Source organism: Dinoroseobacter sp. S124A, from assembly GCF_049801015.1.
Lineage (GTDB): Bacteria > Pseudomonadota > Alphaproteobacteria > Rhodobacterales > Rhodobacteraceae > Dinoroseobacter.
In genome coordinates, this window is record NZ_JBNAGD010000008.1 from 114,275 (window position 1) to 126,519 (window position 12,245).

The following is a 12,245-nucleotide window of genomic DNA, read 5'->3' on the forward strand; positions in this document are numbered from 1 at the left end:
TGTAATCCTCTATCCCTCACAGGCTCTGTTCCGAGCCCTGTTGTCTCTACGCACCAAGATTTCTCCTACCCTGAAGAAAATGTGACCCAAGCCGATTTGAAAGAAAAGCCGCTTGTTTTTGACGTGCACGTCAGAAACCTTGCGGACCGACAGGCATGGGAAGACGAAAATGGCCGAAATCGAAATCGGAAAAATCGTGTCGGCGATCCCGATTCCGGCGTTCTTTGTGGGCGCAAATTTCAGAGTGCAGGTGCCGAATGATGCGGCGCGCGAGATCTTCGGTCCGGAGATCGAAGGGCGCCATTACGTCACCGCCCTGCGGCAACCGGCGATCCTGCGCGCGATCGAGGCTGCCGTCTCGGAGGGGCGCCGGGTGGTGGGGCAATACACGGTGTCCGGCCCGGTCAGCGAGCGCAAGTTTCGGGTGACCGCGGCACTTCTGGAGGGCGGCGCACCCCAGGGCGTTCTGGTCTGTCTCGAGGATGTGACGCCGGTCTACGAGGCCGGTCAGATGCGGCGCGATTTCGTGGCCAATGTCAGCCATGAATTGCGGACTCCGCTCACCGCGCTGCTGGGCTTCATCGACACGCTGCAGGGCCCCGCCCGCGAAGATGCCAAGGCCCGGGACCGGTTCCTGTCGGTCATGGCGCGCGAGGCGCAGCGGATGAACCGGCTGGTGGGCGATCTGCTGTCTCTGAGCCGAGTCGAGTTCTCGGAAAAGCAGATGCCCGACGCGACCGTGGATCTGGGCGAGATCCTGAGCGCCTCGGTCGCCACCCTGGCGACGGACACCGCCGGAGACCGGCTGAAGCTCGACATTGCCGGGGTGGATCCCAGCATCGATCAGGTGCGCGGGGATACGGACCAGTTGCGCCAGGTCTTCAACAATCTCATCGAGAACGCGCTGAAATACGGGGGCGAGACCGCGCCCGTCGAGGTCACCCTCAGCGCTGTGCCCCAGGACCTCTATCTGCGCACCCGGAGCCTGCGGGTGGATGTGCAGGATCGCGGCCCGGGAATCGCATCGCATCACATTCCGCGCCTGACGGAACGGTTTTACCGTGTCGACGCCCACAGGTCCCGTGAACTGGGCGGGACCGGGCTGGGTCTGGCCATCGTCAAACATATTGTTCAACGGCATCGCGGACGCATGGCGATCACCAGTGAGACCGGGGCAGGCTCTTGTTTTTCCGTAATAATTCCCGTCGCCTGAGGCTGCCGGACCCGGCGCGCAGTGCCGGATCGGGCCCCGGGCGCCCTAGTGCGGCAGCGCCCGTCATAAAAGCGTTACAAAACTTTAACAAAAGCATCGCCAAAGGCGCCTAGGACACCAGCGAGTGCCGGACACACGGCGCCTATCGTTACACCTAGGAGAGCTATCTCATGTCTTATGTCAAACTCGCTGCCTCCGTTGCTGCGGTTGCCCTTGTGTCAGCCACGGCCGCTTCTGCCCGGGATCAGGTCCAAGTGGCCGGGTCGTCCACCGTGCTGCCTTACGCGGCCATCGTGGCCGAAGCCTTTGGCGAGAATTTCGAGTTCCCGACACCGGTCGTTGAATCCGGCGGATCCTCGGCGGGCCTCAAGCGGTTCTGCGAAGGTGTGGGCGAGACCACGATCGACATCGCCAATGCGTCCCGCAAGATCCGCGACCGCGAGATTGCCGCCTGCGCCGAAGCCGGTGTGACCGACATCGTGGAAGTGCGCATCGGCTATGACGGCATCGTCTTTGCCTCCGACATCAACGGCCCGTCCTTCGCGTTTACCCCCGAGGATTGGTACAAGGCGCTGGCCGCCGAGCATTTCGTGAATGGCGAGCTGGTGGCGAACACCTTCTCGACCTGGGATCAGGTCAACCCGGACTTCCCGGCACAGGAAATCCAAGCCTTCGTGCCCGGCACCAAGCACGGCACCCGCGAAGTCTTCGAAGAGAAGGTGATCCTGCAGGGCTGCGAAGACGGTGGGTTCTTCCAGGCGATGCTCGACAGCGGCGTGGATGAGGACACCGCCGAAGAGAAATGCATGGCGCTGCGCACCGATGGCCGCTCTGTGGATATCGACGGCGACTACACCGAGACCCTCGCGCGCATCGACGGCGACAAGGACGGTATCGGCGTCTTCGGTCTGGCCTTTTACGAGAACAACACCGACAAGCTGACCGTGGCCACCATGAATGGCGTTGTGCCCACGACCGAGGCGATTGCCGCAGGTGAGTACCCGGTGTCCCGTCCGCTCTACTTCTACATCAAGAAAGCCCATATCGGCGTGATCCCGGGTCTGCAGGAATTCGCGGAATTCTTCGTGGCCGACGAGATTGCCGGCCCGGACGGCCCGCTGGCCGCCTATGGCCTCGTGTCCGACCCAGAGCTGGGCGACACCCAGGCCATCGTGGCCTCCGGCGAGGCGATGTAAGCCAACGCGACCGACGCGGGGAGGGGCGGATGACCGCCCCTTCCTTCATTTGAAGACTTGCAAACTGGACGGTGGGAGCGGACATGCCGGTTCTCTGGATCATAGTGACCATTCTTGTCCTGGCAGCCGCCGGGTATGGGATAGGTCGCCAAAGGGCGATGTCGGCAGCCGGGGGCGATGCCCGCGCGCTGCATTCGCTGCCCAATTACTACGGCATGAATGTCGTGCTGTTCACCGTCGCACCGGCCTTGATGATCATGGTTCTGTGGCTGCTGGTGCAACCCGGCCTGATCGAATCCCGGATCTCGTCGCTGATCCCCGAGAGCGCGATTTCCGAGAACAGCACCCTGTCGCTGGTGATGAGCGATGTTCGCCGGATCGCTGACGGGCTCGACGCCGCCGTGGCACAGGGCGTGCTGAGCGAGACCGAGGCCCGCGCCCTGCAGGCCGAACAAACCGACGTCCGGCAGCAGCTGGGCGAAGTCGGCGTGGCCCTTGGCAGCGAGGTGGGGGCCGCGACCTTGCAGGCAGCGCAAAGCTACCGCGCGATGAACGCCTCCCTCGCCAGCTGGATGAGCGTCGTGGTGCTGGCCATCGCCGCCATCGGGCTCGGCATCTCGGTGCTGCGCACCCACAAGGATTTCCGCGCCCGCAACACGGTCGAAGCGGCGATCCTTGCTCTGCTGATCATCGCGTCCTCGATCGCGATCCTCACGACCCTCGGCATCATCCTGTCCATGCTGTTCGAGACACGGAATTTCTTCACTCAGTACCAGTGGACTGATTTCTTCTTCGGCACGACCTGGAGCCCGAGCTTCAGCGGCCGGGGCGGGGCGTCGGAGCTGGGCATCCTCCCGCTGCTCTGGGGCACGCTCTATATCAGCTTCATCGCGCTGCTGGTGGCCGTGCCCATCGGGCTCTTTGCGGCGATCTACATGTCGGAATACGCGAGTTCCAAGGTCCGCTCGGTGGCCAAGCCGCTGATCGAGATCCTCGCCGGGATCCCGACCATCGTCTACGGCCTCTTTGCGCTGATCACGGTGGGGCCACTCCTGCGGGACTATTTCGCGGCCCCCCTCGGGCTGGGCCAGTCAAGCTCCAGCGTCATGACCGCGGGCATCGTCATGGGCGTCATGCTGATCCCCTTTGTCAGCTCGCTCAGCGATGACATCATCAACGCGGTGCCCCAGGCCATGCGGGACGGCTCGTTGGGCCTCGGTGCCACCCAGAGCGAAACCATCAAGCAAGTGGTGATCCCCGCCGCCCTTCCGGGCATTGTCGGTGCGATCCTGCTCGCAGCCTCGCGCGCCATCGGCGAGACCATGATCGTGGTGCTCGGGGCAGGGGCGGCGGCCAAGCTCGACCTCAACCCGTTCGAGGCCATGACCACGGTCACCGTCAAGATCGTCAGCCAGCTGACGGGGGATACGGATTTCGCCTCGCCCGAGACGCTGGTCGCCTTTGCGCTGGGTCTGACCCTCTTTGTCATCACGCTGGGGCTCAATGTCCTCGCGCTCTACATCGTCCGCAAGTACCGGGAGCAGTACGAATGAGCGACGCAAGCCTCGGCAGCGCCAGCCCGGCCCAGCCCAAATCCTCTTCGCTGCTGGTTCAGGACGACCGGACCAAGAAGCGCAACGCCGCCGAAAGCCGGTTCAAGATGTATGGCATGGCCGCGGTCGTGACCGGCATCCTTGCCCTTGTCCTTCTGCTGGCTTCGATCCTGTCCAACGGGCTGAGCGCTTTCCAGCAGACCTATGTCACGCTGGAGATCGAGCTGCCCGAAGACAAGCTCGACAAATCCGGCGTGCGGGACCTTGCGGTCATGCGCAAGGTCTCGACCTTCGGCTACGCGCCGCTGATTGCCACGGCCATGGAGGCCAAGCTCGAGGCCGAAGGCATCGCCATCGAAGGGCTCAGCGCCAAACAGGCGGGTGGCATCATCTCGAAAGACGCCCCGGCGCAGCTGCGCAACTTCGTGCTGGCGAACCCCGAAGCCGTCGGCACGACCCAGACCTTCGAGCTTCTGGCCAATGGTCGGATCGACGGCTACCTCAAGGGCCGCGTGACCATGGAGACCGCAGCGCTCGACAAGAATGTCTCGCCCGAGCAGCTTTTGCTGACCGACGCGTTGCTGGAGCTGGGCACGTTGGAGCAGCGCTTCAACTGGTCCTTCTTCACCAATCCCGATGCCTCCGGTCAGCGGCCCGAAGCGGCGGGTCTGGGCGTGGCGATCCTCGGCTCGATCTACATGATGCTGGTGGTGCTCTGTCTTGCACTGCCCATCGGGGTCGCGGCCTCGATCTATCTGGAGGAATTCGCGCCGAAGAACCGGCTGACCGACCTGATCGAGGTGAATATCTCGAACCTCGCGGCGGTGCCCTCCATCGTTTTCGGGATCCTCGGCCTCGCGATCTTCATCAATTTCGCAGGCCTGCCGCAATCGGCGCCCATCGTCGGGGGGCTGGTGCTGACCCTGATGACCTTGCCGACGATCATCATCTCGACCCGCGCCTCGCTGAAATCCGTGCCGCCCTCGATCCGGGACGCGGCCCTCGGGATCGGCGCGTCCAAGATGCAATCGGTGTTCCACCATGTGTTGCCGCTGGCCGCGCCCGGGATCCTGACCGGAACGATCATCGGTCTGGCTCAGGCCCTGGGAGAGACGGCGCCGCTTCTGCTCATCGGGATGGTGGCTTTTGTCCGCGAGTACCCGGCGGGCCCGCCCGAAGGATTTTTCGACCCCGCCTCGGCCCTGCCGGTGCAGGTTTACAACTGGACCCAACGGTCCGACCCGGCTTTCGTCGAGCGCGCCTCTGGGGCGATCATTGTGCTGCTCGTGTTTTTGCTCATCATGAATGCGATCGCGATCCTACTGCGCCGTCGCTTCGAGCGCCGCTGGTAATTGGGAGAGCGTGTCATGAACGATATGCGTCTGACGGAGAGAGCAGTGCAGGAAGAGAAGAAAATCGCGGCCCGCGGCGTGCAGGTCTATTATGGCGACACCCACGCGATCAAGGACGTGGATGTCGATATCCTCGACAAGACCGTCACCGCGTTCATCGGCCCGTCGGGCTGTGGCAAGTCGACCTTTCTGCGGTGCCTGAACCGGATGAACGACACGATCGATGTGGCCCGGATCGAGGGCGACATCCGGATCGATGGCGAGGATATCTATGACCCCAAGGTCGATCCGGTGCAGCTGCGCGCCAAGGTCGGCATGGTGTTCCAGAAGCCGAACCCGTTTCCGAAATCGATCTATGACAACGTGGCCTACGGCCCGCGTATCCACGGGTTGAGCCGGAACAAGGCGGAGCTGGACGAGATCGTCGAGCAATCCCTGCGCCGGGCGGCGATCTGGAACGAGGTCAAGGACCGTCTGGACGCGCCGGGCACGGGTCTCTCGGGTGGTCAGCAGCAGCGTCTGTGCATCGCGCGGGCCGTGGCCACCAGCCCCGAGGTCTTGCTGATGGACGAGCCGTGCTCGGCCCTCGACCCGATCGCGACCGCCCAGGTCGAAGAGTTGATCGACGAGCTGCGCCAGCGCTTCTCGGTGGTCATCGTGACCCACTCCATGCAACAGGCCGCGCGGGTCAGCCAGCGCACCGCCTTTTTCCATCTCGGCAATCTGGTCGAGTATGGCGAAACCGGGACGATCTTCACCAACCCCGAAGACCCTCGCACCGAAAGCTACATCACAGGACGGATCGGCTAATGGTTATCGATAGCGCGCATATCGCCTCTGCCTTTGACCGCGATCTCGAGGCGATCCAGGCCCTGATCATGAAGATGGGCGGGATGGTCGAGGAACAGATCGTCGACGCCGCCCGCTCGCTCGCGGAGCGTGACGAGGAACTCGCCGAGACCGTGCGCAAGCGCGACAAGCAGATCGACCTGCTCGAAGAACAGATCAACGAGGAAGCCGCGCGGCTCATTGCGCTGCGGGCGCCCACCGCCGGGGATCTGCGCGTGGTGCTGACGGTCATGAAGATGTCCGCCAATCTCGAGCGGATCGGCGACTATGCCAAGAACATGGCCAAGCGCACCTCGATCCTCGTGCAGTTGCAGCCCGTGGGCAATTCCGCCGGGTCGCTCAAGCGGATGGCCAAGGATGTGGAGATGATGCTCCGCGATGCGCTGGACGCTTATCTGCGGCTCGATGTCGAGATGTCCGAGGCGATCCGCCTGCGCGATCAGGAAGTGGACCAGATGTATAACGCGCTGTTCCGCGAGTTCCTGACCCATATGATGGAAGACCCGCGCAACATCACGGCCTGCATGCACCTGCATTTCATCGCCAAGAATATCGAGCGGATGGGGGACCATGTCACCTCCATCGCGGAACAGGTGATCTACATGGTCAGCGGCGAGATCCCCGATGACGATCGCCCGAAACTCGACCGCACCAGCGTCAAGTAAACCCGAGGTACCCACATGACCGAGCAGCCCACTGTTTTGCTCGTTGAGGATGAACCCGCGCAACGCGAGGTGCTGTCCTACAATCTGGAGGCCGAAGGGTTTCGCGTGGCCGAGGCCGAGAATGGCGATGAGGCCATGCTTCTGGTGGAAGAGGAGCATCCGGACATCATCGTGCTCGACTGGATGCTGCCGGTCGTCTCTGGGATCGAGGTCTGTCGGCGGCTGAAATCCAAGCCCGACACCCGCACCATCCCGATCATCATGCTCTCGGCCCGCTCCGAGGAGGTTGACCGGGTGCGCGGGCTGGAAACCGGGGCGGATGACTATGTGGTCAAACCCTATTCGGTGATCGAGCTCATGGCCCGGGTCCGTGCCCAATTGCGGCGGGTGCGGCCCTCGACCGTGGGCCAGCAGCTGACCTTTGACGACATCCTGCTGGATGCCGAGAGCCACCGGGTATTTCGCGACGAGCAGGCGCTGAAACTCGGGCCCACCGAGTTTCGCCTGCTGGCGACCTTCATGGAGAAACCGGGCCGGGTCTGGTCGCGCGAGCAGTTGCTCGACCGGGTTTGGGGGCGCGACATCTACGTGGATACGCGCACGGTGGATGTCCATATCGGACGGCTGCGCAAGGCCCTGTGCCAGCATGGCGGCAATGATCCCGTGCGCACCGTGCGCGGCGCGGGATACTCGCTCGGCTAAGCCCTTAAAATCGGCCCGGTTCGGGCCGTTTTGCCGCGGCTTGTAAACGTTTTGATCAGAATTCTTAACGGTTTCTCAAACCGGTTGCGCGATGCTTGACCCATTCGCGAAGGGATCTTGGGTCGATGAATAATTTCCACCGCCGGTATAACCCGCTATTGACGATCATTGTCTGTACGGCGCTGCCCGCCACCAGTGCCTATCTGCTCTATCAATACACCGACAATCCGACGCTGCGCCCCCTTGGCATCACCAAGGAACAGCTTGTGCGCGTGCCGGGCGAGGCCAGTTCGATCGCCATCCGGGTGTCTGTGGATTGGGGCCGCGATCAGCCGGACGGGCCGAGCAAGAACGAGCTGCACAACATCATCGCCAACACGCTTTTCAACTTCACCGATGACTTCGTGATCAAGTTCCGGGACATGCCCGGGGCGGATGTGGGCGTGAGCTTTACGGTCGGGGCCAATTCCTATGGCCCCTTCACACCGGACCGGATGCTCGACGGTATCATCCCCTCGCTCATGGCCTGGGACGCCACCAAGACCGCCCATGAACGGCGCGCCGCCGCGCCCTGAGCCTCAGCAGATCATCCGGGCCAGATCCACCGTGGGCCGCACTCCGACCGATGGCAGATCCGCATCGAGGAAGCTCTGCGCCGCGGCCTCTCCGGCGGATTTGAGCGACAGGATCACCGCCGGGTTGGGATAGATCTTGGTCGCCTCAGACAGGGTTACCATCAACCCGTCATCGGCGATCATGTGGATCAGCACGTCCTTCATGGACCCTTTGACCAGACGCCCATCTGCCAACATCTCGTGGATCGACTGGATATGCGCCAGCTCCTGGATCAGCGAGGAATTGAAGCTGATCTCATTGACCCGGTTGGAGATTTCCTTGGCCGTATGCGGTATCGCCTCGCGGTGAAGCGGGTTGATATGCACGATCACCACATCCCCGGGCAGCTCAGGATCCTGGGTTAGCGGCTCTAGCGCGGGGTTCGCGGAATAGCCGCCATCCCAATAGCTTTCGAGCCGGTCCGTCGCCGGATCGAAAATCTCAACCGCCCGGAACAGGGTCGGAAGGCAGGCCGAGGCCAGGATCGGCGCCTCGCCGATCTCGGACCCCGTAAAGACCCGCAGCTTGCCGGTGCGCACATTGGTGGCACAGACATGAAATTTCGGCCCGCTATCGCAACAGATCTTGTCGTACTTGAACTCTTCCACGATCCGCGAGAGCGGGTTATGCGCGCCAAAGGGCGTATCATAGGGGCTGACGAATTGCTCCATGGTTTCGGCCAGCACCGCGTAGGGAGAGAATTCGAGCGCTGCGGCGATCACGCTGGGCGGGAAGACTTCGAGCCAAGGCGCAAAGCGCGTGTCGTGGATCCCGCCGATCTGACCCCAGAGCCAGTCGAGATTCTCGCGCGCGTCCTCGTTGGTGCCGCCCTTGGCCAGGGCTGCCTTGACCGCCGCGCCATTCAGGGTCCCGGCGGATGTGCCCGAGATCCCGGCGATCTCCAGCTCCGGCTCCTGCAGCAGCCGGTCCAGCACGCCCCAGGTGAAGGCCCCATGGGCGCCGCCCCCTTGCAGGGCCAGATTGATCCTCTTGCGCGCCATGGGCGGCCTCCCTCGCTGAGTTGTCTGTCTGACCGGTTTGGCCCGGTCAGCGTCAGAGCGCCGTCCAGCCGCCGTCAACGGACAGGGTCGTACCGGTGATCTGGGCTGCCGCATCCGAGCACAGGAACACGCAGGTGCCGCCCAACTGCTCGACCGTGGCAAACTCCTTGGACGGCTGGCGTTCGAGCATGACCTTCTTGATCACCTCGTCGCGGCCCATTTTGTATTTCTCCATCGTGTCGGGGATCTGCGCCTCGACCAGCGGGGTCAGGACGTAGCCCGGGCAGACGGCGTTGCAGGTGATCGGCTCCTGCGCGGTCTCGAGCGCCACGGTCTTGGTCATGCCGACCACCCCGTGCTTTGCCGCCACATAGGCCGCCTTGAAGGGCGAGGCGGTCAGGCCATGGGCCGACGCGATGTTGATGACCCGCCCCCAGCCCGCTGTCCGCATGAGGGGCAGCGCCGCCGCCGTGGTGTGAAACGCCGAGTTCATGTTGATCGCGATGATCGCATCCCACTTCTCCGCCGGAAACTCGTCGATCGGGGCCACGTGCTGGATGCCCGCATTGTTCACAAGGATGTCGCATTTGCCCGCGGTCTCGATCAGCGCGCGGCACTCGTCGCCCTTGGACATGTCCGCCTTGATGTAACGGGCATAGGTCCCGGTCTCTGCTGCGATCTCATCGGCCAGGGCGTGGTCCGCGTCGCGGTCAGTGAAGCTGTTGAGCACCACATCCGCGCCTGCGCGCGCCAGCTCCCATGCGACACCAAGGCCAATGCCCGAATTCGACCCGGTGATGATGGCGGTTTTTCCTTTGAGCGACATGGTGCGGCTCCCCTTGATTCTCGGCAAACATTCTGCAGCTGCAAAGGTAACGACGCAGATGCAGAATGACAAAGGTCTTGGCACCGCGCCCGGCGTCTGGCGGCCATGGCCGTGATCGGCGGGCGGCTGGTCGCCGACGGGGCTCAAAAGCCTTTGGAACTTGATCTGGATCGCGCTGGCGCAGGCCCGGGGGGAGGCCCGTCATTCACTGCGCATTTTTGAGGCACCGCCTCTCAACCCCAACCGTGGGAACCAAAAAAAACGCCCGCACGAAGCGGGCGTTAAGTCATTGAGGCAGGTTTCATACAGGCAAGAAACCTATCGAGCAGTGACTCTGTTATAGGCAATCGCCTGCGCGCATCCAAGGGAAAAGTTTGCAGCCCCCATGCGGCATCGCTACGGTTTGAAACAAACCACACGTTGAGATGGGGATCAGGGCAGGTCATGAAACGGTTTGGCGCGACAAAACGACTGGGGGCGCTGCTCTGCGGCTGTGTGATCACATGGGCCGGAGGGGCCTGGGCCGAGCCCGCTCATGGCATCGCTATGTATGGCGACCCGGCGCTTCCACCGGATTTTGTGTCTCTGCCCTACGCCAACCCGGACGCACCCAAGGGGGGCCGGATCGTCACGGGCGAGGTTGGCGGCTTTGACAGCCTCAACCCGCATATCCGCAAGGGGCGGGTTCCGTGGCAACTGCGTTTTCTGGCCTATGAGAGCCTGATGGGCCGGTCCTATGACGAGCCCTTCACCCTTTACGGACTTCTGGCCGAATCGGTGGAGGCGGATCCCGACGGGCTCTGGGTCGAATACACCCTGCGGCCCGAGGCGCGATTCTCTGACGGCAGCCCGGTGACGGTCGAGGACGTGTTGTGGTCCTACGAGACACTCGGGACGGTCGGCCATCCCCGTTATCTGGGCGCATGGACTCAGGTGGCCTCGGCCGAAGCCGTGGGCGAGCGCAGCCTGCGCTTCACCTTTGTCGAGCCAAACCGGGAGCTTGCGCTGATCATGGGCATGCGCCCGGTGCTGAAGAAAGCGCAATGGGAGGGCAAGGATTTCGCCGAATCCGGGCTCAACGAGATCCCGATCACCAGCGCGCCCTATGTGATCGACAGTTTCGAGCCCGGACGCTTCCTGACCCTGCGGCGCGACCCGGACTATTGGGGCGCGGATGTGCCTTACCGCAGGGGGACCCAGAACCTTGATGAGATCCGTATGGAGTTCTTCGGCGATGCGGGCGTGATGTTCGAGGCCTTCAAGGGCGGTCTGATCACCACGATCCGCGAGACCAATGCTGCGAAATGGGACCAGCAATACGATTTCCCGGCCATCCAGTCGGGCGAAATGGTCAAATCGATCATCCCCCATGAGCGCCCCTCGGGCATCATCGGCTTCGCCATGAACACCCGCGACGGGGATTTCGCCGATTGGCGCGTGCGCTCGGCGATGATTCACGCCTTCAATTTCGAGCTGATGAACAACACGCTCAACGGGGGCGAGGAGCCGCGCGCGACCTCCTATTTCTCGAACTCCGTGCTTGGCATGCGCGACGGACCAGCGGAGGGGCGCGTGGCCGAGCTGTTGGCGCCATTTGCCGAGACGCTGATCCCCGGCACGCTGGAGGGCTATAACCTGCCGGTCTCAGACGGCTCCGAGGCGAACCGGCGCAACATCCGCAAGGCCCTGCGCCTGATGGAGGAAGCCGGGTACACGATCGAAGAGGGTGTGATGACGCGCCCCGATGGCACGCCCATGACCTTCGAGATCCTCGTTTCGCAGGGCAGTTCCGAAGTGCAGTCGATGATCAACATCTACGCCAAGGCGCTGGAACGTCTGGGGATCGAGATCACCACCGCCACCGTGGACAGCGCCCAGTATCGCGAGCGCACGGATTCCTATGATTTCGACATGACCTATTACCGGCGTGGCCTGTCCCTGAGCCCGGGGAATGAACAGCGGCTCTATTGGGGCGCGGACGGGGTCGAGACGCCGGGCACGCGCAACTGGATGGGGATCGCGGACCCTGCGGTCGAGGCGATGATCGACGCCATGCTAAGCTCGGCGAGCCACGAGGAGTATGTGGCTGCCGTGCGCGCGCTGGACCGGGTGCTGACCGCCGGTCGCTATGTGATCCCGATCTGGTACAGCCCGGTCTCGCGCATCGCCCATGACGCGGATCTCACCTATCCCGAGACCTTGCCGGCCTACGGGGACTTCATCGGGTTCCAGCCGGATGTGTGGTGGTCGAAATCGGCGGGCAATTGACCCGC

Annotated in this window: 11 protein-coding genes; 9 read left to right on the plus strand and 2 right to left on the minus strand. The window is 63.3% G+C overall.

Translation table 11 applies throughout. The features are described from left to right. Window positions 1-169 precede the first annotated feature (169 nt). From ACP15I_RS18240 to ACP15I_RS18275, 8 genes are all read left to right on the plus strand, one after another. Window positions 170-1,213 carry an ATP-binding protein gene (locus tag ACP15I_RS18240; protein ID WP_424976177.1) on the plus strand — a complete coding sequence of 348 codons (1,044 nt, stop codon included), beginning with the start codon at window positions 170-172 and terminating at the stop codon, window positions 1,211-1,213. Window positions 1,214-1,383: 170 nt separating this feature from the next. Beyond that, the gene (locus tag ACP15I_RS18245; RefSeq protein ID WP_424967406.1) at window positions 1,384-2,409 is read left to right on the plus strand and encodes a substrate-binding domain-containing protein; all 1,026 of its coding nucleotides are present in this window, start codon (window positions 1,384-1,386) and stop codon (window positions 2,407-2,409) included. Between the two features lie 83 nt (window positions 2,410-2,492). Further along, complete coding sequence (gene pstC, locus ACP15I_RS18250) at window positions 2,493-3,962, plus strand: phosphate ABC transporter permease subunit PstC (RefSeq protein WP_424976178.1); 1,470 nt, start codon at window positions 2,493-2,495, stop codon at window positions 3,960-3,962. Continuing rightward, the gene (gene pstA / locus ACP15I_RS18255; protein WP_424967408.1) at window positions 3,959-5,314 is read left to right on the plus strand and encodes a phosphate ABC transporter permease PstA; all 1,356 of its coding nucleotides are present in this window, start codon (window positions 3,959-3,961) and stop codon (window positions 5,312-5,314) included. Before pstC ends, pstA begins: the two co-directional genes overlap by 4 nt. A 15-nt stretch (window positions 5,315-5,329) precedes the next feature. After that, window positions 5,330-6,124 (plus strand): phosphate ABC transporter ATP-binding protein PstB, encoded by a 795-nt coding sequence (pstB, locus tag ACP15I_RS18260; RefSeq protein ID WP_424967409.1) that lies wholly within the window; start codon window positions 5,330-5,332, stop codon window positions 6,122-6,124. Further along, on the plus strand, window positions 6,124-6,828 hold the full coding sequence (phoU, locus tag ACP15I_RS18265; protein WP_424967410.1) for a phosphate signaling complex protein PhoU: 705 nt from the start codon (window positions 6,124-6,126) through the stop codon (window positions 6,826-6,828). Before pstB ends, phoU begins: the two co-directional genes overlap by 1 nt. Before the next feature lie 15 nt (window positions 6,829-6,843). After that, window positions 6,844-7,530, plus strand: coding sequence for a phosphate regulon transcriptional regulator PhoB (gene phoB / locus ACP15I_RS18270; RefSeq protein WP_424976179.1), 687 nt, complete (start codon window positions 6,844-6,846; stop codon window positions 7,528-7,530). Between the two features lie 125 nt (window positions 7,531-7,655). Beyond that, complete coding sequence (locus ACP15I_RS18275; RefSeq protein ID WP_424976180.1) at window positions 7,656-8,105, plus strand: hypothetical protein; 450 nt, start codon at window positions 7,656-7,658, stop codon at window positions 8,103-8,105. Between the two features lie 3 nt (window positions 8,106-8,108). On the opposite strand, the gene ACP15I_RS18280 is transcribed toward ACP15I_RS18275, so the two are convergent. Then, a complete protein-coding gene (locus ACP15I_RS18280) occupies window positions 8,109-9,146 on the minus strand; it encodes a patatin-like phospholipase family protein (RefSeq protein WP_424976181.1) in 1,038 nt (345 codons plus the stop codon). Window positions 9,147-9,198: 52 nt separating this feature from the next. Continuing rightward, window positions 9,199-9,972, minus strand: coding sequence for a 3-hydroxybutyrate dehydrogenase (locus tag ACP15I_RS18285; RefSeq protein WP_424976182.1), 774 nt, complete (start codon window positions 9,970-9,972; stop codon window positions 9,199-9,201). Between the two features lie 444 nt (window positions 9,973-10,416). Between ACP15I_RS18285 and ACP15I_RS18290 the strand changes: the two genes are divergently transcribed. Continuing rightward, window positions 10,417-12,240: an extracellular solute-binding protein gene (locus ACP15I_RS18290; protein ID WP_424976183.1), complete on the plus strand. Its 1,824-nt coding sequence runs from the start codon at window positions 10,417-10,419 to the stop codon at window positions 12,238-12,240. Window positions 12,241-12,245: the final 5 nt, after the last annotated feature.